The following is a 25,803-nucleotide window of genomic DNA, read 5'->3' on the forward strand; positions in this document are numbered from 1 at the left end:
CGAGGCCTGCTTCTTGCTGCGTCTGGTTCTCACCGCGCAGGCATCGGATCGGACGTTTCACTCGGGAACCTGACGATGAAGAAGGCACCGCTTTACAGCCGCTCGCGCCCCGTTGCTCGAACCGCCGACCCGGGCGCGGGTGTGCCGGGTGCCGAGCCTGCCACCGCGGCACCCGCGCCTGCGACGGTGACAAGACGTCACCGCCTGAAGACCTTCGTGCTGCGCAACGAACGCCGGGTGTGGGGCGGCGCGGTGCTGCTGCTGATCGCCGCGGGCGTCGCGCTGACCACCTCGATCACGCCGCAACCGCCGGCGCTGACGATCGCCCAGATCGACGCGGCGATGCGCAAGTCGATCGAGGAGAAGCCGCTGCCCTCCCCGGTATCCGCCGCCTACGACGCGATCCTGCCCTCGGTGGTGCGCGTGGTCGGCCTGATGACCGAGGGCGACGACGGGACCGATCGCGAGGAGGCCAACGAGCCTCCCAAGGACGATAAGAGCGCCAAGTCCGGCCGCGCCAAGGACAACAAGGAAGCAGCGAAGCTGCGCAACCCAGTGGAGCGCGGCATCGGCACCGGCGTCGTCATCATCGACAACGGCACGATCCTGACCAACCTGCACGTCGTCAACGGGGCACGGCGGATCAAGGTCACCTTCATGGACGGCACCGAATCCGATGCCATCGTCCTCAGCACCCAGCCGCAGAACGACCTTGCGGTGCTGCGCGCCAAGACGATCCCGGACGATCTCGCCGCGGCCACGCTGCGCAGCACCGCCGACTTGTCGCCGGGCGACCATGTGCTGGCGGTGGGGTTCCCGTTCGGCATCGGGCCGTCGGCATCGTCCGGCATCGTCTCCGGCCTGAAGCGCGAGTTCCGCTCGCCGGAGGGCAAGCACACGATGACCAACCTGATCCAGTTCGACGCGGCCGCCAACCCGGGCAATTCCGGCGGTCCCCTGGTGACGATGGACGGCGAGGTCGTCGGCATCGTCACCGCGATCCTGAACCCGTCGCAGCAGCGCACCTTCATCGGCATCGGCTTTGCCGTGCCGATCGAGAACGCCGCCGCGGCCGTCGGCATGCCGCCGTTCTGACCCGACCTTCACGAGAGCCAACGCATGAACGACAACCTCAACAGCGCGACGCACGCCTCCACGCTGATGGAGCAGATCCTGTACGAGGTCAAGCGCGTCGTCGTCGGGCAGGACCACTTCCTGGAGCGCGTGATGGTCGCGGTGCTGGCCCAGGGCCACCTGCTGGTCGAGGGCGTGCCGGGCCTGGCGAAGACGCTGACGGTGAAGACGCTCGCGCAGACGTTGCGCGGCACGTTCAAGCGCATCCAGTTCACGCCCGACCTGGTGCCGGCCGACCTGGTCGGCACGCGCGTGTTCAACCCGCGCACCGGCGAGTTCTCGACCTCGCTCGGCCCGGTGTTCACCCACCTGCTGCTGGCCGACGAGATCAACCGCGCCCCGGCCAAGGTGCAGAGCGCGCTGCTCGAGGTGATGCAGGAGCGCCAGGTCACGATCGCCGGCGAAACGCACAAGGTGCCCGAACCCTTCCTCGTGATGGCGACCCAGAACCCGATCGAGACCGAAGGCACCTACCCGCTGCCGGAGGCGCAGGTCGACCGCTTCATGATGAAGGTGCTGGTCGACTACCCGAGCGAGGAAGAGGAGTTCGTGATCGCGCAGCGCGTCACCGGCGCCGCCACCGCGGTCACGGCCGTCGCCAGCATGGGACAGCTCGCGGAACTGCAGCAGGAGTGCCGCAAGGTGTATGTCGACCCGTCACTGATCCAGTACGCCGTGAAGCTGGTCAGCGCCACGCGCCGGCCCGACCGCTACGAACTCGGCGACATCGCCAAGTACCTGACCTACGGCGCCAGCCCGCGCGCCACCATCGGACTGATCGAAGGCGCACGGGCGCTGGCCTTCATGCGCGGGCGCGGCTACGCGCTGCCCGAGGACATGACCGGCCTGGTCGGCGATGTGTTCCGCCACCGCCTGGTGCTGTCGTACGAGGCACTCGCCGACGGCCTGACCGCCGACGCGATCGTGCAGAAGGTCATGAAGAAGATCCCGGTGCCCGACAAGCCGCTGGCCACGTCGGCGGCCTGAGCGGCGCAACCCTTCGTCGCCATGAACGCCGCCGTCCCGCCGACCACCGCTGCCGCCACCCCGCGCGCCCGAAGTGCCGACGCGCTGCTGCGGCACCTCGAGTGGACGGTCATCCGCCGCCTGGACGGCCTGCTGCAGGGCGACTACCGCACGTTGTTCCGTGGCGCCGGCCTGGACCTGGCCGACCTGCGCGAGTACCAGCACCACGACGACGTCCGCCACATCGACTGGAACGTCACCGCGCGCCTGCAGCAGCCCTACGTGCGGCAGTTCACCGAAGACCGCGAGCTGACGGCGTGGTTCCTCGTCGACCTGAGCGCGAGCGTCGATTTCGGTTCCGACCAGCTGACCAAGCGGGAGGTCGCGCGCGAGTTCGTCGGCGTGCTGGCGCGGCTGCTCACGCGCCACGGCAACCGCGTCGGCGCCCTGCTCTACGGCACCGAGGTCGACACGGTGCTGCCCGCCGGGAACGGCCGCCTGCACGTGCTGAACCTGCTGCAGCGCATGGGGCAGCGGCCCGAGCAGACGGCGGCCGGTGCCACCAACCTGCGCGATCTGCTCGTCGCGGCGCAGGGCGTCGTCAAGCGGCGCAGCAGCATCTTCGTCGTCTCCGATTTCATCAGCGCACCGGGCTGGGACAAGGCGCTCGCGCAGCTCGCGATGCGCCACGAGGTGACCGCCGTGCGCCTGTACGACCCGCTCGAGATGGAGCTGCCGGACATCGGCCTGGTCACGATGCGCGATGCAGAGAGCGGCGAGCAGCTCGTCGTCGACACCCACGACCGCGGTTTCCGCACGCGCTTCGCCGCCGCCGCCGAGAAGCGCGAGGCCGCGCTGCGTGAAGGTCTGGCGCGCGCCGGCGTCGACACGCTCGAACTCGCGACCGACGACAATCTGATGGATGCGATCCTGCGCTTCGCCGATCTGCGCAAGCAGCGCAGCCGGCTCGCCAACTGGAGCGGCCGCACCGGGCGCGCCGGGCAGGCGGCGGTGCATCTCTCGTCCTGGGCAGGAGCGCCCCCATGAACGACCTGCCTTTCAAGCTGCCGGTGACCTTCCTCTGGCCCGAGATGCTTTGGGGCCTGATCGCCGTGCCGTTGCTGGTGCTGCTGTATGTCTGGCTGCTGCGCCGGCGCAAGAAGTCGTCGCTGCGCTACGCCAGCCTCGGCCTGGTCAAGGAGGCGATGGGCAAGAGCGTCGCATGGCGCCGTCACCTGCCGCCGGCGCTGCTGCTGACCGCGATCACGGCGCTGCTGATCGCCGCCGGCCGCCCCGCCGCCGTGATCACGCTGCCGACCGCCGAGAAGACGATCGTGTTGGCGATCGACGTCTCGGGCAGCATGCGCGCGACCGACGTCCAGCCCGACCGCATGACCGCCGCAAAGGAGGCCGCCAAGGCGTTCGTGGCCGACCTGCCGCGCACCGTGCGCATCGCCGTCGTGCAGTTCGCCGGCACCGCTGCGGTGGTGCAGGCGCCGACGCTGAGCCGCGAGGACGTGGTCGCCGCGATCGAGCGCTTCCAGCTGCAGCGCGGCACCGCGATCGGCAGCGGCATCGTGCTGTCGCTGGCCACGCTGTTCCCGGACGCCGGCATCGACCTCTCGCAGATCACCGGCCAGCGCGAAATGCCGCCGGCCCCGGGCGACAAGCCCAAGCCGGTGTTCACGCCGGTGCCGCCCGGCTCGTACGGCTCGGCCGCGATCATCCTGCTGACCGACGGCCAGCGCACCACCGGCCCGGATCCCGTGGAAGCCGCGAAGATGGCCGCCGACCGCGGCGTGCGCGTCTACACGGTCGGCATCGGCACCAAGGAGGGCGAGACCATCGGCTTCGAGGGCTGGTCGATGCGGGTGCGGCTCGACGAGGACACGCTGAAGAACATCTCGAACATGACCCGCGCCGACTACTACTACGCCGGCACCGCGGCCGACCTGAAGCAGGTCTACCAGGGGCTGTCGACCCGGCTGATTGTCGAGAAGAAAGAGACCGAGATCAGCGCGCTGTTCGCCGCAGCAGGCGCATTGCTGGTGGTGCTTGCTGCCGGCTTGTCGGTGTGGTGGTTCGGGCGGGTGGCCTGATCAGCCGAACCGCCCCTGCAAAAACCAGCGCGGCTCGGCCTGCCCGAGCGGTACGCGCGAACAGTAGACCCACACCAGCGCGCCGTCCGGCAGCTCGGCGATGAAGTAGTCGCGCTCGATGCGCTCGCCGTCCCACCAGCCGGACTCGATGCGCTCGGGGCCGCTCACCAGTTGCAGCGGCTGGCCATCGACCAGCGGCTCGCGGTCGCCCTGGTGCTCGCGCTCGCGCAACGGCTCGGGGCGCTGCAGCAGCCACACCGGCCGCACGGCGTGCAAGCTCAGCATGGGCGCGGTCGCCAGCGCCGCGCCGCCGCGGGCGCGCGCCGGGCGGATCTGCGCGTCGGCGCTGCAGGTGGTGGTGGCGCGCTCGGGGCGGTGGTCGGGCAGCGGCACGAGCCGGCGGATCTGGTCGCGGCCGAGGCGCGCCTGCAGGCGCTCGATCAGCCGCGTCAGCCCCTCGTGCTCGGCGGCCGGCGTGGGGAACAGCTCGGTGTTCGGCGGCGCACGCTGGGCGATGTCGTCGGCATGCAGCGACAGGTCGAGCGTCGGTGCCGGCAGTTGCAGTGAGGCCAGGCGTTCGCGCAGCAGCACCTGCAGGTGCACCGGATCGCGCGAGGGTTCGGCCAGTGCGATGTCGAGCGCGGTGGACGTGACGCCCGACTCGTCGCGCCGCGAGCGCCGCTCATGCGCCATGCGCAAGGTGAAGCGGCGCACGAATGCATGCCGCGCCGACAGCCACGCCACCAGCCGCGCCAGCAGCACGCTGGCGCCGTGCAGCAGCTGCTCGGTGGTGTCGGCCCGGGCGCAGAGTTCGAGCCGGCTCTCGAAGGTGGCGGGCAGCACGACGGCCTCGCGCGGGTCGGGCCGGGTGCCCAGCGCGCGGTCGAGTTCGCCGAGCACGACCTCGCCGAAGCGGCGCGCCAGGCCGTCGCGCGGCACGGCGCGCAAGTCGGCTATGGTGCGCAGGCCCATGCCCTGCAGCGCCTCCCAGTGGATGCGGCCGGGGCCGAGCAGCCAGACCGGCGCCCGGTCGAGCGCCTTTTGCGTGGCCGCCAGATCGCCGCAATCCAGCCGGGTCTGGACCCGCGCGAGCAGCGCCGCGCCGAGCGCCGTGCAGCGCTGACGCTGTTGACGCGGTGGCCGAGCGGCGCGAGGGCCTGGTGCAGCCGCTTCAGCAGCACCGGCAGGCCGCCGAAGTAGCGCAGGCTGGCCTGCACCTCGAGCAGCACGGTGTGGGGCGTGTCGTCCGGCGCGGCCTCGCTCGGCGGCTGGATCACCACGGTGGGCGTGAACGCGAGCGCGGCGTGCGCGACCGCGGACAGCGCCTGCGCATCACGCTGCGGATCGGCCTGGCCGAGCGTGATGTGCGGCGCCAGCGCCAGCGCGGTGGCGCGCTTCAGCCCGGGCTTGACGCCGAGTGCGCGTGCGGCAGCGTTGGCGGCGCTGATCGCGTGCCCATCGAGCAGCGCCAGCGGCGGCGGGCGCGCGGCGTCGTGCGGCAGCGTGGCCGCGAACGATTCGAGCGACAACGCCGGCAGGTGCAGGGCGATCCAGAGCACGGTGCAGGCCGGACGACGGAGGAATGGAGAAGCGTCGCGTGCACGGGCGGGCCGCCGGCATCGCGCTCAACCGACCGCGAGGTTGACGAAGGTCGCGGCCGGCAGACCGGAACGCGCGGGCGCCCCGGCGGCGGCATGCGCGGTGGCATCGGCATGAGCGGGGCTCCGCCGTGGCGTGGACAGCGGGCGCACCGGCGGCAGCTCGAGCAGCAGCGGACGCTCGAGCAGCGGGCCGCGACGCTTGAGCACGCGCACCGAGAGCACGTCGGCCGCCGCCGGGCGCAGCGCCAGCCGCAACGGTGCGGCGGTAGGACGTTGCGCCGCGCTCATCTCGCACAGCACGAAGGCCGGGCCGTCGTGGGCATGGGCGGCGAGCTGCAGACGGCGCAGCCGCTCGGCCCGCAAGCGCGGCGGCAGCCATGCCAGCACGGCGCCGACATGGCCGCTCTTGAGCGCCTGCTCGAGCGCCCACAGGCTGTCCGAGCCCGGTACGACGCGCGCCCGGGTGTGGATGATCAGCAGGTCCTCGACGGCGAAGCCGAGCCGCTCGAACGCCACCGCGGACAGATCGGCCGGCGGATCGAACAGCATCACCAGCCGGCCCGCCTTCTGGGTGGCGACGAGGCTGGGCGCGAGCAGCCGGATCTCGCCGACGCCCGGGTGCGGCAGCAGCACCTCGCTGAGCGCGCGGCGCGGCCAGCCGGCACCCGGCAACTGGGCGTCGAGCGCGGCAAAACCGGTCGGGACGGCGGCCTCGGCATGGCGCGCCAACTGGTGCCCTAGCCACAGGCTGGGGTGCAGGCTCTCGGGGCGGAGTTCGGGCCTGGCAGGTGCCGGCGGCACGGGCACCGGCGCCGGTACCGGCATGCTCGCCACGTCGGCCCCCGGTCGGTACAGCGCCCGCGCAGCGCTCGCGCCCCGCAAAGGCGGCAAGTCGGCGAACAGGGGCAGCGGGTCCATGCGAAAGACTGTACGTTCATACAGTATTCAGCGCAAGCGCCTCAGGTCCTCAAACTAATTGCTTTTGGCAATCATCTGCGAAAGAATCGGTTCATGCCCGACGCCCGCATCGACACCATCCGCCGCTTCAACCGCTTCTACACCCGCCGCATCGGGGTGCTGCACGAAGGCCTGCTCGACTCAAGCTTCACGCTGACCGAATCGCGCCTGCTGTGGGAACTGGCGCACCGCGACGACCTGACCGCCGCCGAACTCTCCCGCACGCTCGAACTCGACCCCGGCTACCTGAGCCGCCTGCTCACCGCCTTCAAGACGCGCGGCCTGATCCGCAGCACCCGCTCGACCGACGACGGGCGCCAGCAGCACCTGAGCCTGACGCCCGCCGGCCGGCGGGCGTTTGCACCGCTCGACGCCCGATCCCGGCAAGACGTGGCCGCCCTGCTGGCCGCGCTCGACGAGACCCAACAGCAGCATCTGCTGGCGTCGATGACCGGCATCGAGCGCCTGCTCGCCAGCCCGGAGGAACGCAGCGCGTCGCCCTGCACGCTGCGCCCGCACCGCGCCGGCGACATCGGCTGGGTCGTCTCGCGCCACGGCGCGCTGTATGCAGGCGAGTACGGCTGGGACATGCGCTTCGAGGCGCTGGTCGCACGCATCGCCGCGGACTTCATCGACCGCTTCGACCCGGCCCGCGAAGCCTGCTGGATCGCCGAGCGCGACGGCGTGCCGGTCGGCAGCGTCTTCCTGGTGCAGGCCCGGACCGACGCGGACGCCGTCCCGATCGACGGCACGGCCCAGCTGCGCATGCTGCTGATCGAGCCCTCGGCCCGCGGGCTGGGCCTGGGCAAGCGCCTGGTCGACGAGTGCACGCAGTTCGCCCGCCGCGCCGGCTACCGCAAGATCATGCTGTGGACCAACGCGAGCCTGCTCGCCGCCCGCGGCATCTACGCGAAGGCCGGCTACGTGCTGACGCACAGCGAGCCGCACCACAGCTTCGGCCACGACCTGGTCGGCGAAACCTGGGAGCTGGTGTTGTGACGGCCTGCCCGTGCCGAACGCCGGCCGATGCGCGGCCGTACGCCGCGTGTTGCGGCCGCTACCACGCCGGCCCGCAGCATCTGCGGGCGCCGGACGCCGAGGCGTTGATGCGATCGCGTTACACGGCGTTCGTGCGCGACGAACTCGGCTACCTGCTGGCCACCTGGCACCCCGAGACGCGTCCGACCACGCTGGCGCCGAATCCGCCCGGGATCAAATGGCTGGGACTGGAGGTCAGGCGCCACACGCCGCTCGACGCCGACCACGCGACCGTCGAATTCGTCGCCCGCCACAAGCTCGGCGGGCGCGCCGAGCGGCTCCATGAACTCAGCCGCTTCGTGCGCGAGGACGGTCGCTGGTACTACGTCGATGGCCGCACGCCGTGATCAGGCAAATTCCTGCCGCACGGTCGCGGACATCAGCCGGTGAATGATCCAGCCCAGGAATGCGCAGCCGACCAACGTCATCAGCACCGCCATCACCCGCGCCGCGGTGACGAAGCCGCCGAACACCCCGAGCGCCTGCTGCGGGATCGCGGCGCTGCTCAGCGTGGTGCTGACGACCGACTGCACCACCTCCTGCTGCAGCCACAGGCCGAGCAGGTTCGCGAAGATCGCGACGACCAGCAGCCCGATGAAGCTGCGCCGCGCCCAGTCCAGGCGCATCAGCAGGCCGATCGCCGAGGCGAGCGTCGCCACCGACATCACCAGCCCGGTACCCACCACCCACGGCAGGTAGCCGATCAGCAATCCGGTGAGCAGCGGCAGGCGGTCGGCGGCGACCTGCATGCCCGGCCACAGCGACGCCACCGCGGCGTTCTGCACCAGCGCCGACATGCTGGTCAGCACCGCCAGCACGATGAACAGCCAGGCGGTGGCGGTAACAAACAGCGAACGGGCTCCAACGGTGTAGGTCTGTGGCATGGCGATTCCTGGCCGGGCGGCAGCGTCGCCACACCGGTAAAGCAGCGGAACCCGCGACAACGGGCTCGACGCATGCCGCAATTTTCGATCGCCGTGTGTGACAAGACATCCCTCGCCTGGGGGTCGCCCCCACGTTCGAAGTCGCTTCTGTGAACTGCGCACGACAGTGTGTCGGCGATCCGGGACGTCCGCGCCAAGCCCTGCCGTTCCTATCCTACGGGGCGGCCCCGATCGCGAAGCCGCGACGCTGCGTCACAATTGATCGGATAACTGGCTTTCGAACACCCACGGAGACAAGGTCAATGAACGGTTTGATGATGGCGCAGCCGCTGCTGATTTCCTCGCTGCTGATCCACGCCGAGCGGCACCACGGCGAACAGGAAGTGGTCTCCCGGCGCACCGAGGGCGACATCCACCGCTACACCTACCGTGACCTGGCGGCCCGCTCCCGCCGCATGGCGAACGCACTCGCGAAGCTGGGCGTCAAGCCCGGCGAGCGCGTCGCCACGCTGGCCTGGAACGGCTACCGCCACATGGAGCTGTACTACGCGGTCAGCGGCTCCGGCGCGGTGCTGCACACGCTGAACCCGCGGTTGCACCCCGACCACGTCGTCTACATCGCCGACCACGCCGAGGACCAGGTCCTGTTCTTCGACATGACCTTCCTGCCGCTGGTCGAGGCCGTCGCCGGCCGGGTCAAGACGGTCAAGACATTTGTCGCGATGACCGACCGGGCGCACATGCCGAAGGACTCGAAGATCCCGAACCTGCTCTGCTTCGAGGACCTGGTCGACGCCAGAAGCGACACCTTCGCATGGCCGACGTTCGACGAGAACACCGCCTCGTCGCTGTGCTACACCAGCGGCACCACCGGCAACCCCAAGGGCGTGCTGTACAGCCACCGCTCGACGGTGCTGCACACCTTCGGCATCGCGCTGCCCGACGCGCTGAACGTCTCGGCCCGCGACGTCATCCTGCCGGTCGTGCCGATGTTCCACGTCAACGCCTGGGGCCTGCCGTACGCCGCCTGCATGATGGGCGCGAAGCTGGTCTTCCCGGGCGCCGGGCTGGACGGCAAATCGCTGTACGAGTTGTTCGAAGCCGAGAAGGTCACGATCTCGGCCGGCGTGCCCACGGTCTGGCAAGGGCTGCTGGCGTATGTCGAATCCAACGGCCTGAAGTTCTCGACGATGCGCCGCACCGTGATCGGCGGCTCGGCCTGCCCGCCGGCGATGATGAAGGCGTTCGAGCAGGGCTACAACGTCAACGTGCTGCACGCCTGGGGCATGACCGAGATGAGCCCGGTCGGCACCGCGGCCGTCATCAAGGGCAAGCACGTCGGCATGAGCTCGGAGGAGCGCATGGCGGTGCAGAGCACCCAGGGCCGCGCGGTCTACGGCGTGGACATGAAGATCGTCGGCGAGAACGGCGAGGAGCTGCCGTGGGACGGCAAGCAGTCCGGCGAATTGCTGGTGCGCGGGCCGTGGATCCTCAACGAGTACTTCAAGGGCGAAGGCGGCAACCCGCTGGTGATGGACGCGCAGGGGCGCGGCTGGTTCCCGACCGGCGACGTGGCGACGATCGACGCCGACGGCTACATGCACATCACCGACCGCAGCAAGGACGTGATCAAGTCCGGCGGCGAATGGATCGGCTCGATCGACCTCGAGAACATCGCGATGGCGAACCCCAAGGTCGCGATGGCGGCCTGCATCGCCGCCAAGCACGCCAAGTGGGACGAGCGGCCGCTGCTGGTCGTCGTCAAGAAGCCGGGCGCGGAGTTGACCCGCGACGAGCTGCTCGCGTTCTTCGAGGGGCGCATCGCCAAGTGGTGGACGCCGGACGACGTGGTCTTCGTCGACGCGATCCCGCTCGGTGCGACCGGCAAGATGCTGAAGAACCGGCTGCGCGAGCAGTTCGGCGACGCGCTGCTGGCGGCGAAGAAGGACTGATCCCGGTTTGCACCTCGGCGCCCTCAGCGCATCCCTCGCCTTCGTCTGGTGGGGGCTGTTCCCGCTCTACTTCCGACTCGTCACCGGCATCCCGCCCGGCGAGGTGCTCGCACACCGGATCGTTTGGTGCATGCTGTTCCTGGCGGGTGTGCTGACGCTGCGGCGGCAGTGGACGTGGTTCCCGCAGGTGCTGCGCCAGCCGAAGGTGCTGGCGGCGTTCACCGCCAGTGCGCTGCTGATCGCGGCGAACTGGCTGACCTACATCTGGTCGGTCAACAACGACCACGTGATCGACGCGAGCCTGGGCTACTTCATCACGCCGCTGTTCAACGTGCTGCTGGGCTACACGCTGCTCAAGGAGCGCCCGCGCCGGGTGCAGTGGATCGCGCTGGCGATCGCCGCATTCGGCGTCGCGTGGCTCACGATGCAGACCGGCAAGTTGCCGTGGATCGCGCTGGTGCTCGGCATCACGTTCGCGTGCTACGGGCTGCTGCGCAAGGTCGCGGCGCTCGGGCCGCTGGAAGGACTGACGCTGGAGACGATCGTGCTGGGGCCGCTGGCGCTGGCCGCCCTGCTCTACTGGGCGCGCGCCGGGACGGGCCTGTTCCCGGCGGACGCGCTCGCGACCAACGTCTGGCTGATCGCGCTCGGCCCCCTCACCGCGGTGCCGCTGCTGCTGTTCGCGGCGGGCGCGCGCCGGCTGTCGATGACGGCGCTGGGCCTGCTGCAATACATCGGCCCGACGATCCAGCTCGCGGTCGGTGTGTGGGCGTTCGGTGAACCGTTCGGTGGCGCGCGCCTGATCAGCTTCGCCTGCATCTGGCTCGCGCTGGTGATCTACACGTTCGATGGCTGGCGACACAGTGCCCCTCGCCGAACGAGTACGTTCGTCGATCCCCCGAGGTAACGCGGGGCCGCTTGGGGCGGCCCGGCGCTGGCCCCGCTCAGCCGGCGACCGCCTCCGACACCGAACTGCGGATCAGGTGATCGAACGCGCCGAGCGCGGCCTTCGCCCCGTCGCCGGTCGCGATGATGATCTGCTTGAACGGCACGGTCGTCACGTCGCCTGCGGCGAACACGCCCGGCAGCGAGGTCTGGCCGCGGCTGTCGACGACGATCTCGCCATGGCGCGACAGCTCCAGCGTGCCCTTCAGCCACTCGGAGTTCGGTACCAGGCCGATCTGCACGAACACGCCTTCGAGCTCGACGCGCTTCGACTTGCCACTTGCGCGGTCGGTGTAGGTCAGGCCGTTGACCTTGCCATCGGCACCGGTGATCTCGGTGGTCTGTGCCTGGGTGTGGATGTCGACGTTCTTCAGGCTCTTCAGCTTGGCGACCAGCACCGCGTCGGCGCGCAGGGCATCGCCGAACTCCAGCAGCGTGACATGGCCGACGATGCCGGCGAGGTCGATCGCCGCCTCGACGCCGGAGTTGCCGCCGCCGATCACCGCCACGCGCTTGCCCTTGAACAGCGGACCGTCGCAGTGAGGGCAGTAGGCCACGCCCTTGTTGCGGTACTCCTGCTCACCGGGCACGTTGACCTCGCGCCAGCGCGCGCCGGTCGACAGGATCACGGTCTTGCTCTTCAGCGTCGCGCCGTTGGCGAGCTGCACGCCGACCAGACCGCCGGCCTCGCTCGCCGGGATCAGTTTCTCGGCGCGCTGCAGGTTCAGGATCTCGACGTCGTACTGCTTCGCGTGCTGCTCCAGCGCGGCGGCGAACTTCGGCCCGTCGGTCTCCAGCACCGAGATGAAGTTCTCGATGCTCATCGTGTCCATCGTCTGCCCGCCCATGCGCTCGGCCAGCATGGCGGTGCAGATGCCCTTGCGCGCGGCGTAGACGGCCGCGGCTGCGCCGGCCGGCCCACCGCCGACAATCAGCACGTCGTAAGGCGGCTTGGCGTTCAGCTTGGCGGCGTCACGCGAACTGGCGCCGGTGTCGAGCTTCTTGACGATCTCTTCCACGTCCATCCGGCCCTGGCCGAAGTGCTCGCCGTTCAGGAACACCATCGGGACCGCCAGGATCTGGCGCGCTTCCACTTCCTGCTGGAACAGCCCACCGTCGATCACGACGCTGGTGATGCGCGGGTTCAGCACCGCCATCAGGTTCAGCGCCTGCACCACGTCAGGGCAGTTGTGGCAGGTGAGGGACATGTAAGTCTCGAAGCGGAAGTCGGCATCGAGATTCCTGATCTGCTCGATCAGCTCGGCCTCGATCTTCGGCGGGTGGCCGCCGACCTGCAGCAGCGCCAGCACCAGCGAGGTGAACTCATGCCCCATCGGGATCGCCGCGAACCGGATGCGCGGCGCTTCGCCGACACGGTTGAGCGAGAACGACGGCTTGCGGGCATCCGTGCCGTCGGTCCTGAGGGTGATCTTGTCGCACAGCGAGACGATGTCCTGCAACAGGCCATGCATCTCCTGGGCGGCGGCGCTGTCGTCCAGCGACGCGGTGATCTCGAAAGGCAGCTTCACGCGTTCGAGGTAGGCCCCCAACTGCGCTTTCAGGCTTGCGTCCAACATCGTGAAGCTCCTTCGATTTCGGTAACGGACTTAGATCTTGCCGACGAGGTCCAGCGACGGGGTGATCGTCGCGGCTCCGTCGTTCCACTTCGCCGGGCAGACCTGGCCCGGGTGCGCGGCGACGTATTGCGCGGCCTTCAGCTTGCGCAGCGTTTCCTTCATGTCACGCGCGATCGCGTTGTCGTGCACTTCGGCGGTCTTGATCACGCCTTCCGGGTTGATCAGGAAGGTGCCGCGCAGCGCCATGCCGTCTTCGGGAATGTGCACGCCGAACATGTTCGTCAGCGCGTGGGTCGGGTCGCCGATCAGCGGGAACTTGGCCTTGCCGACAGCCGGCGAGGTCTCGTGCCACACCTTGTGCGCGAAGTGCGAGTCGGTCGTGACGATGTAGACCTCGGCCTCGAGCTTCTGGAACTCGGGATAGTTGTCGGCTGCGTCTTCGACTTCGGTCGGGCAGTTGAAGGTGAACGCGGCGGGCATGAACACGAACACCGACCACTTGCCCTTCAGGCTCTGCTCGGTGACTTCGATGAACTTGCCATTCTTGAAGGCCTGGACCTTGAACGGCTGAACGGTGGTGTTGATGATGGACATGCTGACTTCCTTCTGGAGAGTGGGATGGGATACGGAACAGGGTTAATGCTAAGCTATTTATCAATGACTTTTCATTGAGTTTGACTATTGAGTGCATAAGCAAAAGCCGGCACGCAGCCGGCTCGTTGGCAAATCGCGTGGCTCGTTAGGTCAGATCGCCCGCCAGGCTCGCCAGGGTCTCCGCTGCGATGACCGTGTGCGCCGGGTAATGGGTGTGGTCGCACCCGAGCTTGACACTCGCGCCGGCCCGCACCGCATCGCGTGCCGCCTTGGCGAACTCGAAGCGCACGAAATGAACCGCCGAGGTCTTCTCCGCGTTCTCGCGGTCCAGGTCTTCGTCGGCGATCGCGTAGACCCGGGCGTGGCCCTCGACCTCGACGAACAGCCGGTCCTCGATGCCGATCAGCCGCGCCAGCTCGCGCTTGCGCTCGTGTGGGTCGGGGTACTCGATCAACACGGTCGCCTTCCAGTTCGAACCATCGGGCACCAGCGGGGCATAGGCATCGATCTCGCTCTGGATGCCCTCCTCCTCGAAGATCTTCTCGATGTGCAGCATCTCCTGGATCTGGCGGCGGATCGTCCGCTCGTCCTCGAACTGAACGCTCAGGTGCTCGCCGAGTCGCACGGTCCGCAGCTGGCGGTGCGCGATGAACTCGGCCCGCGCCGACTTGCGGACTTTCGCGTAGGCCTCGAGCGTCAGCAGGCTGTCCTTGGTGATCGTCATGGTCGTGTTCAATTCAAGCCGTAGGCGATGCGCATCAGGCTGATCGGGTGCGCCAGCTTCGCGGCGGGCAGCGCGTTCACCGCCATGCCCTGCGCGATGTGGTGGCCGGCGAGCGCGCAGTCGGAGCTGATGTAGTCGGGCGCATCCTTCGCCATCGCCTTGAACACCGGCTTGCCGATCTTCATCGCGTTGGCATGGAACGCGGTCTTCACGCCGTAGGTGCCTGCATGGCCCGAGCAGCGCTCGACGGTGTTGAGCTGCACCGACACGGTCTGGCCGATCAGCTTGAAGACCTCCTCGGTCTTCCGGCCGATCTTCTGCACCCGGCCATGGCAGGGGATGTGGTAACTCACCTTGCCCAGCGCGGCCTTGAAGTCGAGCTTCAGCAGGCCGTCCTTGTGGCGCGCCATCAGGTACTCGAACGGGTCGAACATCGCCTCCTGCACCGCCGCGACGTCGGCCTCCCCGGGGAACATCAGCGGCAACTCCTGCTTGAACATCAGCGTGCAGGAGGGGATCGCCGACAGGATCGCGAATCCGTCGCGCGCGTACGTCGCAAGCACCGGGATGTTGGCGGCCTTGTGCTTCGCGACGCCGTCCAGGTCACCGAGCTCGAGCTTGGGCATGCCGCAGCAGCTCTCCTTCTCGACGATCGTGTAGGGGATGGCGTTGTGCTGCAGCAGCTTGATCAGGTCGAAGCCGATGCCCGGCTCGTTGTAGTTGACGTAGCAGGTCGAGAAGATCACGACCTTGCCGGGCGTGCGCTCGCCGTTGATCACCGGGGTCGCCGCGTCGCCCCGGTCCGCGCTCCAGCGGAAACGCTTCGTCGCCAGTTCCGGCAGCCAGGCGTCGGGGTGCACGTGCAGCGCGCTGTCGAGCACCTTGCGCACCGCCTTCGTCTTGTTCAACGCGTTGACCGCCTGCACGACCACCGGGATGCCGGCGAACTGGCCGTGGGTGTCGGTCGACGCCAGCAGCCGTTCGCCCGCACTGACCTCGCCGTTGCGGAACTTGATCGCCTTCGCGCGCAGCATGGTGTGCGGGAAGTCCAGGTTCCACGGGTGCGGCGGCACGTACGGGCACTTGGTCATGTAGCAGAGGTCGCACAGGTAGCACTGGTCGACGACGCGCCAGAAGTCGGTCTTCGCGACGCCGTGAACCTCGCCGTCGGCCGTCGCGTCGACCAGATCGAAGAGCGTCGGAAACGACTGGCACAGGCTCACGCAGCGACGGCAGCCGTGGCAGATGTCGAAGATGCGGGCCATCTCCGTCTCGCACGCCGCCTGCTCGTAGAACTCGGGGTTCTGCCAGTCGATCGGGTGGCGGGTCGGCGCCTCCAGGTTGCCCTCGCGATTGCTCATCCGGCGTGTCTCCAGGAAACGAGGCTGCAATGAACAAGGGGCGCGAAGCCCCTTGTGTACACGCGTTCCGGCGACCCGTCAGTCGACCAGCGCGTCGAGCGCCTTCTGGTAGCGGTTGGCGTGCGAGCGCTCGGCCTTCGCCAAGGTCTCGAACCAGTCGGCGATCTCGTCGAAGCCCTCGTCGCGCGCGCTCTTGGCCATGCCCGGGTACATGTCGGTGTACTCGTGCGTCTCGCCGGCGACGGCGGCGGCCAGGTTCTGCCGGCTCGAGCCGATCGGCAGGCCGGTGGCCGGGTCGCCCACGGCCTCGAGGAACTCGAGGTGACCGTGCGCGTGGCCGGTCTCGCCCTCGGCCGTCGAGCGGAACAGCGCCGCGACATCGTTCTGGCCCTCGATGTCCGCCTTGTTCGCGAAGTAGAGGTAGCGGCGGTTGGCCTGCGATTCGCCCGCGAAGGCGTCCTTCAGGTTCTGCTCGGTCTTCGATCCTTTCAAGCCCATGTCGGTCTCCTGGTGAATGATCTGCGTCGGCCGCCGCAGCGCCCGTGCTGCCGGCAGGCGGCAAGGTGCACGCTACCCCACCGCGCCCCATCTGCCAATACAAACCGCCAATGAGGTTGCATTGATCGCCGCTATGCCGCGCCGAAACGTCGCCCTCTGCGGGGCAATCTTTTTGCTAGACTACGCAGCGAAGTGGGGGGGTAGCTCAGCTGGGAGAGCGTCGCGTTCGCAATGCGAAGGTCGGGAGTTCGATCCTCCTCCTCTCCACCACTACCGGAAAACCTCGGAATCCTGAGTCAAATCAAAGACTTGCGATTCCGAGGTTTTTCTCATTGCACACATGTTTTTCACACATGTCCCCAAGGGATCACGGCGCGTACGAGACCCCGCGTCAGATACAGCTAAGCAATTCCATTAATCGAAGCCGGGCAAACGAGGCTCGGTGCGTGCCCAACTGCTAACGCGCAGCTCATACGGAGCGACAGCCCATCGCGCAGATGTGCAGTCACCTCGGTTAGCGACTTCACCCTGATGTCGTCCTTAACGAACCTCGTGGGGCTAACCACGAAACTCCCGTCCGCATGGCGGTGCGGGACTAGCGTCATGCCTTCGTACTTGCCCCTTGAAATCGTGGCGGTAATCTTCTTGGTCATTGATTCCCCCTGTGACTAGTGAAGCAGTCAATGTAGGAAGCGGAGATAGGCAACGCAACGGGCGGACGTAATTCAGCCTACCTTCTTGCACATCCTTCATCTAGGTGCGTGACAGTCCTGAAACGCTCGTAGAGGCATCACGTGCGCATAGGACAAGACATGGCAGTCCGCCTGACGTGCTTGCGCCGTTGTCGCCAATAGTCCGCCCTGTCGAAGCCGCACAAAGGGGATCTCGTGCGGAGCCAGGTTTGAACAAAAGGACGCTCTCGGAAGCCGACATCTGTGCCAAGTTCATCACCCCCCGCGTTAAGCGAGGCCGGGTGGAGCGAAGCCGAACAAATCTTCCGCGAGTACACGCTCCGTCCTGGTCGGGTCGTCGTCCACCCTCGTCGTCGCAACCAACGGAGACGAGATGTCTAAGGCGAACACCGGGAAGCCCTGACGGGTGAGCACACCGAGCACACCAGCATGTCGAGTGATCCGCCGCGCGTTGCCGACAAAAGCTTTCTCTACAGCGGATACTTTGCTCTCGCCTACCAAGGCAAGGTGAACGTCTTGCCGTTGCAGAACGACTTGATCGCCTCCTGCACGCCCTCCTTGTAGCCCAGCCCCGAGTCCTTGATGCCGCCGAAGGGCGTCAGCTCGATGCGGTAGCCCGGTACCTCCCACAGGTTCACGGTGCCGACCTTGAGTTCCTTGGCGAAGCGGGTCGCGTCGTCCATGCGGTTGGTACAGATGCCGGACGACAGCCCGAAGGCCGTGCCATTGGAGATAGCGATCGCCTCGTCGATGTTCTTGAAAGTGATGATCGGCGAGACCGGCCCGAAGGTTTCCTCACGCACCAGCGTCATTTCCGGCCGAACGCGGTCGAGCACTGTCGGCGAGTAGAGCGCGCCGTCACGCTGGTTGCCGACGAGCAACCTCGCGCCCTGCGCCACCGCTTCTTCGACACGCGCTTCGAACAGCTGCGCCGCAGCCGCGTCGATCACGGTGCCCATCTCGTTGCCCTTGTCCATCGGGTCACCGTAGCGCCAGGCACGTGTCTTCGCGACGACGCGCTCGGTGAATTCGTGCGCGACCTTTTCGTGCACCAGCATGCGCTTGACAGCCGTGCAGCGCTGCCCCGAATTCTTGTACGAGCCCTGCACCGCGAGGTCGCTCGCCTTGTCCAGATCGGCGTCGTCCATCACGATCAGCGGGTCGTTGCCGCCGAGTTCGAGCACGATGCGGCGGTAGCCCGCCTTGTGGGCGATGTACTTGCCGATCGAGACGCCGCCGGTGAAGGTGATCAGGTCGACATGCGGATTGGTCAGCAGCTCGTCGGCGATCTCGCGCGGGTCGCCGGTGAGCACCTGCAGCATCGGCGGCGGCAGACCGGCCTCGTACAACAGATCGGCCAGGTAGATCGCCGACAGCGGCACCTTTTCCGACGGCTTGAGAACCATGCGGTTGTTGCTCGCGATCGACGGCACCACCTTGTGCGCCACCTGGTTCATCGGGTGGTTGAACGGCGTGATCGCGGTAATCACGCCGATCAGCGGCTCGCGCATCGTGATCACCTTGCGGCGCTTGCCGTGCGGCGTCAGGTCGCACGAGAACACCTGGCCGTCGTCTCGCAAGGCCTCGCTGGCGCCGAAGCCCAGCACATCGGCGACGCGGCCGATCTCGTAGAGGCTGTCCTTCTTGGACAGACCCGACTCGGCGGTGATCAGGTCCGAGGCTTCCTCCGCGCGCTCGCGCAGCAAGGCCGCGGCGCGATTCAGTATCGCAGCGCGCTCGTAGCGCGTCAGCGTCGGCACGTAGGCGTGCGCGACCTCGTAGGCCCGGCGTACGTGTTCGAGCGTGGCCAAACCGACGGTGCCGACTCGCTCTCCGTTGTACGGGTTGAGCACATCCAGATGGCGCTCGGTGCGCACCTTCTCGCCGTCGATGCGCAGCGCTTGGGCGCGGAACATTGCGCCGTCAAGCGTCTTGCCCGTCACGGAGATCCTTGCATTCATGCCATCACCTCGCTCGTCATTCCGATGAAATTCTTGCCTCGTGGGCCGGTCAGCGCATGCGCGACCATCGCTTCGGCTTCGGCCTTCCCGACACCGTAATCGGCGAAGCGCGTCTTTACACCCAACCCCTCGATGAAGCCGCTGAGTCGGCGCGGCGCGGCGTCGAGGGGGCCGAGCGCGCGTTCGAGTACAGCGTCGCGGTCGCGTCGCTGCCCAATCGCGCGTTCGAGCACCATCGGCAGCGGGAATGAACACGCGATGCCATGCGGCACGCCGTGGCGCAAGGTCATCTCGTAGGAGATCGAATGCGCCAGCGCCGTGCGCGTGTTCGAGAACGCCATGCCGGCCTTCAGTGCCGCGAGCGCCATCCGACCACGCAGGTCGACATCGTCGAGCCGCTTCATCAGCGCGGGCAGCGCATCGAGGATGTCGTGCACCGCAGCGACGGCGTAGGTGTCCGACAACGCGTTCGCGTTGACGTTCCAGATCGATTCGAGCGCATGCGACAAGGCGTCCAAGCCGCTCTGCAACGTAACGCCTGCCGGCAGCGACAGCATCAGCTCGGGGTCGATCAGGGCGACGGCGGGCCAAGTCTGCTCGAGGTGAAGCGAGTATTTCTTCTGCGCGCCGCGATCCCAGATGGTCGCCCAAGGCGTCACTTCGCTGCCGGTGCCGGCCGTGGTGGGCACCGCGATCAGCGTCTTCAGCTTCGCCGGCACGAATCCCGTGCCACCGGCCAGACCCGCCAGCAGGTCGTCGAAGCGGCCGCTCTCGGTGCCCACCATCAGTGCCTTGGCGGTGTCGATGGCGCTGCCGCCGCCGAGCGCGACGATCACGTCCGCGCTGTCCGGTTCGCGCCAGAAGGCCTCGTACTGCGTGCGCAGTTCAGCAACGTCGGGATTTGGTTTGACGTCGTCGATCACGCCGGCAAGTTGTCCATGCAGCAACTTCTCGACGCGACCCACGATGCCGAGTGCACGCGCCTCCGGAAAGGTCACCACCAGCGCGCGACGGCCGGCCAGCAGCTTCGGCAGCGACGCAAGAGCTCCTGCCCCGTAGACGCTGCGAACGGGGTTGAAGTATTCGTGCGACATGTCAGTGTTCCTGGGATGACGGGACGACGCGCGGAGCGACGTGGTTCAGCGCGAGATCGAACACGTCGAAGTTGCGCAGCCGGCGTGCAGGGTCCACGCCTTGCAGCGGCCGGTTGAAGAGCAGCGGCACCTTCTGCTCGGAGATGCCGCCATGCGAGCGCAGCGGCACGGTCAGGCCGGTGAGGTCGTGGCGCGCGGCGCTGGTGCCGAGCACGGTGAGGTGGTCGGAGACGATCACCAAGTCGCCGATGCGGTCGCCGGCGAGTTCGAAGCGCTCGACCGCTTGTTCGCGCGTCAGCACCACCTCGATGCCCGGCAGGCCTTGCATCACACGCAACGCGTGCGCACGTGCCGCCAGTGGCAGGTAGACCGTCGCGAACGAACCGAGTGCCCCGTGGTGCACGACGTATGGGTCGGTGATCGGCAGGATCACGCGCGTCTGACCCGCGCCGAGGTGCTGGTCCAATGTCTCTTGCAGGTAGATCACGCGCGGCAGGCCGGCGGCATCGGTCTTCGGGCTCATGCCGTGGTCGGCGGTCAGGCCGATCACCGCGCCCAGCGCGTCGAGCTGAGCGAGGTAGCCGTCCATCATCGCGTAGAAGGCGTTGGCCTCGGGGGTTCCGGGCGCGGCCTTGTGCTGGACGTAGTCGGTGGTCGACAGGTAGGTCAGATCGGGCCGGCGCGTCTCGAGCAACCTCACACCGGCCGCGAACACGAACTCGCTCAGATCGGCGCTGTAGACCGAGGGCACCGGTTTGCCGACGAGTTGGAGCAGGTTGTCGATGCCGCACTCGGCAATCGTTGCCTTGTCCGCCTTCTCGGCCGAGAAGCAGATGCCCTTCATCCCGTGACCCAGCATCGTGCGCAGCTTGTCCTTGGCCGTCACCGCCGCGACCGACGCCCCGGCGTCGGCGAAGGCCGCCAGCAGCGTCGGTGCGCGCAGGTAGGCCGGGTCGTTCATCATCACCTCGCGGTCGGCTCCGACGTCGTAGAAGAAGTTGCCGCAGATGCCGTGCACCGAGGGTGGCACGCCGGTGACGATCGAGACGTTGTTGGGGTTGGTGAAGCTCGGCACCACGCAGTCACCGATCAGCGAGCTGCCGCCCGCCCGCATGCGTTGCAGGTACGGCGCAACACCCGCCTGGATGGCCTGCGTGATGTAGTCCGGCTCGCAACCATCGACGCAGACCACCACCACAGGCGCAGCCGGCTTCAGGTAGCGGCGGCCGTTGGCTTCGACCGATTCGTGGTTCGGGTTCATCAATGGGCTCCCTTCTGGATCCAGGCGCGCAGCCGGGTCGAAACGTAGTCGGCCATCATCACCATCGCGATGATCACGAGGATGCAGGTGGCGGTGTCCTGGTACTGGAACAGCTTCATGCTGCCGACCAGCTCGAAGCCGATGCCGCCGGCGCCGACCATGCCGAGCACGGTCGCCTGGCGCAGGTTGGTCTCGAAGCGGTACAGCACGACGGCGATCCAGGCGGTGATCACCTGCGGGATGACCCCGAAAATGACGATCTGGATCGGCCCGGCGCCGGTCGATCGCAGCGCCTCGATCGGGCCCTGATCGATCTCCTCGATCGACTCGGAGAAGAACTTGCCGAGCATGCCGGCCCCGTGCACCGCGAGCGCCAGCACACCGGGAAACGGCCCGAGGCCCACGGCCGCGACGAACACCAGCGCGAGGATGATCTCGTTGACGCCGCGTGTGACGTTGAACACCTGACGCGTGAGATGGAAGACCGCCATGTTCGGCGTGAGATTGCGCGCCGCGAAGAAGCACACCGGCACGGCCAGGATCACCGCGAGCAGCGTGCCCCAGAGCGCGATCTGCACCGTCTCGATCGCCGGCACGATCAGCTTGTCGATGAACGCCCAGTTGGGCGGAAACATGCGCGAAAGAAAGTCGGCGATCCACGGCGCGCCCTTGACGAGCTCGCCAACGCTGACCTGGCTGCCGCGGGCGGCCCACCAGAGCGCCCCGATGGCCGCGACACCGAGACCGAGCCGTGGCCACCATCCGAGGCTGCCGCCCGGACGCGCGATCATGAGGTTGTAGGAACCGATGTTCATTTCACGCCTCCTCGAGGGCAAAGTTGTGCAGGCCGGTGGCCGGCGCCTCGTCTCGCTGGGGCGACGCGGACTGTGCACGGCCCTCGTCAAGCCCCGGGTAGATGCGCTGCAGCATCTCGTCGGTCAACGCCTCGGGCTTGCCTTCGAACACGATGCGTCCGGCCGAGACGCCGACGATGCGTTCACCAAACTCCTTGGCGTAGTCGATCTGGTGCAGGTTGCAGATCACCGTGATGCCGAGCTCGCGGCTGGCCTGCTTCAGGTAGGTCAGCACGGTGCGCGAGGTCTTCGGGTCCAGGCTGGCGACCGGCTCGTCGGCGAGGATCACCTTGGGCTGCTGGGCGAGCGCGCGGGCGATGCCGACACGCTGTTTCTGACCGCCGGACAACGTATCCGTGCGCATCTCGGCCTTCTCGTCGAGCTCGACGCGGCGCAGGCACTCGCGGGCGATCTCGACATCCTTGCGTGGAAAGACCTGCAGCCACGACAGCACCGACGGCACCGCACCGAGCCGCCCGGTCAGCACGTTCTTCTGCACCGACAGGCGCGGCACCACGTTGTAGTGCTGGAAGATCATCGCGACTTCCCGGCGCAGCTTGCGCAGGCTCGCCGCATTCGATGTGGCGAGTTCGCCGTCGATGTGAATGTCGCCCTGCGTCGGTTCGGTGAGCCGGTTGATACAACGCAGCAGCGTCGACTTGCCCGCCCCCGACGGGCCGAGCACGACGAGGAACTCGCCGGGTGCGACGTCGATGTCCAGGCCCTTCAGGACATCGACCTCGCCGTAGCGCTTGGTCAGGCCGCGGATCTTGATCACTTCATCTTCCTCAGGTCGAGGTTGAGGGTCTTCGCGGTCTCGCGGATGATGTCGTAGGCCTTGTCGTTGGTCGGGTGGAAGCCGTTGAGCTCACCCTGGTCGGACCAAGGGATGTCCTTGACCTGCAGGAAGGCAGCCTGCACCCGCTTCTTCAGCTCGGGATCAAGGTCCCTGCGCCAGACCGTCGGCGACTCGGGAATGGGGTCCGACTTCCAGACTACGACCAGATCTTCGCGCTTGGCCAGGCCCTTGGCGATGGCTGCGTCGAGGATGCGATCGGCGATGGCGACCGCGTCGATCTTCTTGTTCTGCACCGCGACGGCGTTCGAGTCGTGCGAGCCCGAGAAGATGACGCGGCCGAAGTCCTTGTCGGGGTTGAAGCCGGCCTTGATCAACCCGGCCTTCGGGAACAGATGGCCCGAGGTCGAGCTCGGGTCGACGAACGCGAAGTTCTTGCCCTTGAGATCGGCGATCGTCTTGATGCCGCTGTCCTTGTGGGCGACGATCAGCGAGTGGTAGTAGGTGCGGCCGGCTTTCTTGGTCTCGGCGACGGCGAAGGCCTCGATCTCGGCGACCGTGGTGCCGAGCACATACGAGAACGGTCCGAGGTAGGCCACGTCCAGGCGCTTGGAGCGCAGCGCCTCGATCACGCCGTTGTAGTCGGCCGCGACGAAGGGCTTGACCTCCATGTTCAGCGCCTTGGCCAGCATGTCCATCATCTTCTGGCTGTTCGCGATCATGGCGCGCGAGTCTTCGGAAGGAATCAGGCCGACCGTCAGCGCGCTGGCGGCACGCGCCGAGGGGGTCAGGCTCAGCAATGGGGCGCCGAGCAGCGCGGGCGCCGTGGCCAGAAGGTGGCGTCGAGTGAAAGTCATCGTTGTCTCCTGTCGGTCTTGTTGGGCTGTCGCCGCTGCCGACCGTGGGAACGGGCGGGCGGCGGGCATCACCAATGTCGTACCGATGGGAGCATTTGAACAATCCAAGTTTTTCCGCCGAACTATTGATTTCGTCAATAGTTCGACAGGGAAAACGCGGGGCTCAGATGAAGCGGCTGCGCAGTCGCGCCGAGGCCAGGTCGATCACCGACACCGTGACCACGAGGATCAGCAGCACGGCGCAGGTCTGCGCGTACTGGAAGCTGCGGATCACCTCGTACAGCACGACGCCGATGCCACCCGCGCCGACCATGCCGACGACCGAAGCCGAACGCACGTTCGACTCGAAGCGGTATAGCGTGAAGCTCATCCAGAGCGGAAGCACCTGAGGGATCACGCCGTGGACGACTTCGACGAGCTTGTGCGCACCGGTGGCACGGATGCCCTCGACAGGGCGCGGGTCGATCGCCTCGACCGATTCGGAGAACAGCTTCGCCAGCGTGCCGGTCGTGTGAACCGCCAGCGCCAGCACGCCGGCGAACGGCCCGAGACCGACCGCGACGATGAACAGCATCGCGAACACCATCTCGTTGATCGCGCGGCACGCGTCCATCAGCCGGCGCATCGGCTGATGGACCCACGTCGGCGTCACGTTCGACGCGCACAGCAGGCCCGCTGGCACGGCGGCCACCAATGCCAGCAGGGTGCCCCAGACGGCGATGTGCAGGGTGACCAGCATCTCGCGGGCGTAGATGGGCCAGTCGTGGAAGTCGGGTGGAAAGAAGTCGCGTGCGTAGGTGGCGATGTTGCCGGCATCGCGCACCAGGGCCAGCGGCCTCACTTCCGCGCCTTGCCACGACCAGCCCAGCAGCAGGATCACGGCGGCCCACATCACCCAGGTGGTGAGCCCCGGCCGTTCCGCCGCGGCGCGCTCGCGCAACTGTGCAAGCGCCGCGGCGCTCGGCGTCCCGATGGACAGCACGCTCACAGCTTCAGCGCCGCGAGCTTGGCGTCGATCTCGGTCAACGCCTTGGTTTTCGCGCCGGCATCCAATCCGGCGTCGTTCTCGACCTTGCTGCGCTCCTTGTACAGCTCGAGCTGGCGCGTCGGGATCAACTGGTCGTTGTTCGAGGCGCGGAAGCCGCCGTAGTTGTAGATGTTCTTCAGGATCGCCTTCTCTTGGTCGTCGGTCTTGGCGTAGTTGACGACGAAGCTCGCCAGCTTCGCCTTGACCGCCGGGTTCAAGTCCTTGCGCCACACGAACGGGTCGCTCGCGATCAACGGGCTTTCCCAGATCACGCGCAGCTGGCTGGCCAGTTCCGGCTTGCTCGCCTTGAGCTTGTCGATCTCTTCGGTGTTGTTGGTGGCCACGTCGAGCTGACGCGCGAGCACGGCCTGGATGTTGGCACCGTGGCTCGCATTGCGGAGGGTCTTGAAGGCACTGCGGTAGTCGACCTTGTTCTGCGCGAAGACGTAGAACGTGGGCACCAGGAAGCCCGAGGTCGAGTTCGGGTCGCCAATACCGAAGTTGATCGTCTTCGAGTTCTTGAACACGTCGTCGAGCGACTTGAACGGGCTCTCCTTGTGCGTGATCAGCAGGCCCTTGTAGCCGAACGTGCCGTCGGCATACATGACTTGTGCGAACACCTCGCCGTTGGCGCGGTCCACCGCCTCCATCGCCGACTTGTTGCCGAACCAGGCGACCTGAATCTTGTTGAAACGCATGGCCTCGATCACGCCGGCGTAGTCGGGCGCGTAGAACGACTTCACCGTCAGCCCGGTCTTCTTCTCCATGTCGCGGAAGAAGGGCTCCCAGCGCTCGCGCTGGGTCGACGCGGTGTCGGTGGCGATGATGCCGAAGTTGATTTCCTGTGCGTGCAGGGCGGCGCCGCCGGCGAGCAAGGCGGCGGCGATGACGAGGGTCTTGTGATTGAGCATGGTGTGCAGTGCTGGTGGAA

At 67.5% G+C, this 25,803-nt stretch carries 25 protein-coding genes and 1 tRNA gene; 9 read left to right on the top strand and 17 right to left on the bottom strand.

The features are described from left to right. Positions 1-75 precede the first annotated feature (75 nt). From ASC76_RS07610 to ASC76_RS07625, 4 genes are read left to right on the top strand one after another with little or no spacing between them, the layout of a single operon-like run. A complete protein-coding gene (locus tag ASC76_RS07610) occupies positions 76-1,095 on the top strand; it encodes a S1C family serine protease (RefSeq protein WP_056464506.1) in 1,020 nt (339 codons plus the stop codon). A gap of 24 nt (positions 1,096-1,119) precedes the next feature. Then, a complete protein-coding gene (locus tag ASC76_RS07615) occupies positions 1,120-2,121 on the top strand; it encodes a MoxR family ATPase (protein ID WP_056464508.1) in 1,002 nt (333 codons plus the stop codon). Between the two features lie 21 nt (positions 2,122-2,142). Continuing rightward, complete coding sequence (locus ASC76_RS07620; protein ID WP_056464510.1) at positions 2,143-3,147, top strand: DUF58 domain-containing protein; 1,005 nt, start codon at positions 2,143-2,145, stop codon at positions 3,145-3,147. Beyond that, positions 3,144-4,199 (top strand): VWA domain-containing protein, encoded by a 1,056-nt coding sequence (locus ASC76_RS07625; protein ID WP_235580382.1) that lies wholly within the window; start codon positions 3,144-3,146, stop codon positions 4,197-4,199. The genes ASC76_RS07620 and ASC76_RS07625 overlap by 4 nt, the downstream gene beginning before the upstream one ends. Here ASC76_RS07625 and ASC76_RS26120 read toward each other — a convergent pair whose 3' ends face one another. From ASC76_RS26120 to imuA, 3 genes are all read right to left on the bottom strand, one after another. Continuing rightward, entirely contained in the window at positions 4,200-5,171 is a 972-nt protein-coding gene (locus tag ASC76_RS26120) for a DNA polymerase Y family protein (protein ID WP_235580383.1), read from the bottom strand. Continuing rightward, the gene (locus ASC76_RS26125) at positions 5,153-5,758 is read right to left on the bottom strand and encodes a hypothetical protein (protein WP_235580384.1); all 606 of its coding nucleotides are present in this window, start codon (positions 5,756-5,758) and stop codon (positions 5,153-5,155) included. Before ASC76_RS26125 ends, ASC76_RS26120 begins: the two co-directional genes overlap by 19 nt. Before the next feature lie 66 nt (positions 5,759-5,824). After that, positions 5,825-6,718 carry a translesion DNA synthesis-associated protein ImuA gene (imuA, locus tag ASC76_RS07635; protein WP_056464513.1) on the bottom strand — a complete coding sequence of 298 codons (894 nt, stop codon included), beginning with the start codon at positions 6,716-6,718 and terminating at the stop codon, positions 5,825-5,827. A 93-nt stretch (positions 6,719-6,811) separates the two neighbouring features. Between imuA and ASC76_RS07640 the strand changes: the two genes are divergently transcribed. Continuing rightward, positions 6,812-7,756: a helix-turn-helix domain-containing GNAT family N-acetyltransferase gene (locus ASC76_RS07640; RefSeq protein ID WP_056464514.1), complete on the top strand. Its 945-nt coding sequence runs from the start codon at positions 6,812-6,814 to the stop codon at positions 7,754-7,756. After that, entirely contained in the window at positions 7,738-8,142 is a 405-nt protein-coding gene (locus ASC76_RS07645) for a YchJ family metal-binding protein (protein WP_157615650.1), read from the top strand. The genes ASC76_RS07640 and ASC76_RS07645 overlap by 19 nt, the downstream gene beginning before the upstream one ends. On the opposite strand, the gene ASC76_RS07650 is transcribed toward ASC76_RS07645, so the two are convergent. After that, positions 8,143-8,679: a hypothetical protein gene (locus ASC76_RS07650; RefSeq protein WP_056464518.1), complete on the bottom strand. Its 537-nt coding sequence runs from the start codon at positions 8,677-8,679 to the stop codon at positions 8,143-8,145. A gap of 302 nt (positions 8,680-8,981) precedes the next feature. Between ASC76_RS07650 and ASC76_RS07655 the strand changes: the two genes are divergently transcribed. Further along, positions 8,982-10,631, top strand: a complete 1,650-nt coding sequence (locus ASC76_RS07655) for a 3-(methylthio)propionyl-CoA ligase (RefSeq protein ID WP_056464520.1) — start codon at positions 8,982-8,984, stop codon at positions 10,629-10,631. Positions 10,632-10,638: 7 nt separating this feature from the next. Further along, positions 10,639-11,538 (top strand): EamA family transporter RarD, encoded by a 900-nt coding sequence (rarD, locus tag ASC76_RS07660; protein WP_056464522.1) that lies wholly within the window; start codon positions 10,639-10,641, stop codon positions 11,536-11,538. Positions 11,539-11,575: 37 nt separating this feature from the next. On the opposite strand, the gene ahpF is transcribed toward rarD, so the two are convergent. The 5 genes from ahpF to ASC76_RS07685 all read right to left on the bottom strand — a co-directional run bounded on the left by ahpF (position 11,576) and on the right by ASC76_RS07685 (position 16,330). Continuing rightward, on the bottom strand, positions 11,576-13,153 hold the full coding sequence (gene ahpF, locus ASC76_RS07665) for an alkyl hydroperoxide reductase subunit F (RefSeq protein WP_056464524.1): 1,578 nt from the start codon (positions 13,151-13,153) through the stop codon (positions 11,576-11,578). 30 nt (positions 13,154-13,183) lie between these two features. Beyond that, positions 13,184-13,747: an alkyl hydroperoxide reductase subunit C gene (gene ahpC, locus ASC76_RS07670; RefSeq protein ID WP_056464526.1), complete on the bottom strand. Its 564-nt coding sequence runs from the start codon at positions 13,745-13,747 to the stop codon at positions 13,184-13,186. Between the two features lie 145 nt (positions 13,748-13,892). Next, on the bottom strand, positions 13,893-14,471 hold the full coding sequence (locus tag ASC76_RS07675) for a DUF3501 family protein (RefSeq protein WP_056467077.1): 579 nt from the start codon (positions 14,469-14,471) through the stop codon (positions 13,893-13,895). Between the two features lie 8 nt (positions 14,472-14,479). Then, positions 14,480-15,832 carry a (Fe-S)-binding protein gene (locus ASC76_RS07680; protein ID WP_056464527.1) on the bottom strand — a complete coding sequence of 451 codons (1,353 nt, stop codon included), beginning with the start codon at positions 15,830-15,832 and terminating at the stop codon, positions 14,480-14,482. 78 nt (positions 15,833-15,910) lie between these two features. Beyond that, positions 15,911-16,330, bottom strand: coding sequence for a rubrerythrin family protein (locus ASC76_RS07685; protein ID WP_056464529.1), 420 nt, complete (start codon positions 16,328-16,330; stop codon positions 15,911-15,913). 194 nt (positions 16,331-16,524) lie between these two features. Between ASC76_RS07685 and ASC76_RS07690 the strand changes: the two genes are divergently transcribed. After that, a tRNA-Ala gene (locus ASC76_RS07690) sits at positions 16,525-16,600 on the top strand. Positions 16,601-17,516: 916 nt separating this feature from the next. Here ASC76_RS07690 and phnY read toward each other — a convergent pair. The 8 genes from phnY to phnD (ASC76_RS07730) all read right to left on the bottom strand — a co-directional run bounded on the left by phnY (position 17,517) and on the right by phnD (ASC76_RS07730) (position 25,783). Next, entirely contained in the window at positions 17,517-18,983 is a 1,467-nt protein-coding gene (gene phnY, locus ASC76_RS07695) for a phosphonoacetaldehyde dehydrogenase (protein WP_056464531.1), read from the bottom strand. After that, positions 18,980-20,077 (bottom strand): iron-containing alcohol dehydrogenase PsrA, encoded by a 1,098-nt coding sequence (psrA, locus tag ASC76_RS07700; protein WP_056464533.1) that lies wholly within the window; start codon positions 20,075-20,077, stop codon positions 18,980-18,982. Before psrA ends, phnY begins: the two co-directional genes overlap by 4 nt. A 1-nt stretch (position 20,078) precedes the next feature. Next, positions 20,079-21,338, bottom strand: coding sequence for a phosphonoacetate hydrolase (phnA, locus tag ASC76_RS07705; protein WP_056464536.1), 1,260 nt, complete (start codon positions 21,336-21,338; stop codon positions 20,079-20,081). Beyond that, entirely contained in the window at positions 21,338-22,153 is an 816-nt protein-coding gene (phnE, locus tag ASC76_RS07710) for a phosphonate ABC transporter, permease protein PhnE (RefSeq protein ID WP_056464538.1), read from the bottom strand. The genes phnA and phnE (ASC76_RS07710) overlap by 1 nt, the downstream gene beginning before the upstream one ends. A gap of 1 nt (position 22,154) precedes the next feature. Then, positions 22,155-22,970, bottom strand: a complete 816-nt coding sequence (gene phnC / locus ASC76_RS07715) for a phosphonate ABC transporter ATP-binding protein (RefSeq protein WP_056464540.1) — start codon at positions 22,968-22,970, stop codon at positions 22,155-22,157. Beyond that, positions 22,967-23,845, bottom strand: coding sequence for a phosphonate ABC transporter substrate-binding protein (phnD, locus tag ASC76_RS07720; protein ID WP_082548886.1), 879 nt, complete (start codon positions 23,843-23,845; stop codon positions 22,967-22,969). Before phnD (ASC76_RS07720) ends, phnC begins: the two co-directional genes overlap by 4 nt. 163 nt (positions 23,846-24,008) lie before the next feature. Then, positions 24,009-24,824: a phosphonate ABC transporter, permease protein PhnE gene (gene phnE, locus ASC76_RS07725; protein WP_371262123.1), complete on the bottom strand. Its 816-nt coding sequence runs from the start codon at positions 24,822-24,824 to the stop codon at positions 24,009-24,011. A gap of 5 nt (positions 24,825-24,829) precedes the next feature. Beyond that, complete coding sequence (gene phnD, locus ASC76_RS07730; RefSeq protein WP_056464542.1) at positions 24,830-25,783, bottom strand: phosphonate ABC transporter substrate-binding protein; 954 nt, start codon at positions 25,781-25,783, stop codon at positions 24,830-24,832. Positions 25,784-25,803 lie beyond the last annotated feature (20 nt).

Source organism: Rhizobacter sp. Root404 (assembly GCF_001425865.1).
GTDB lineage: Bacteria > Pseudomonadota > Gammaproteobacteria > Burkholderiales > Burkholderiaceae_C > LMDS01.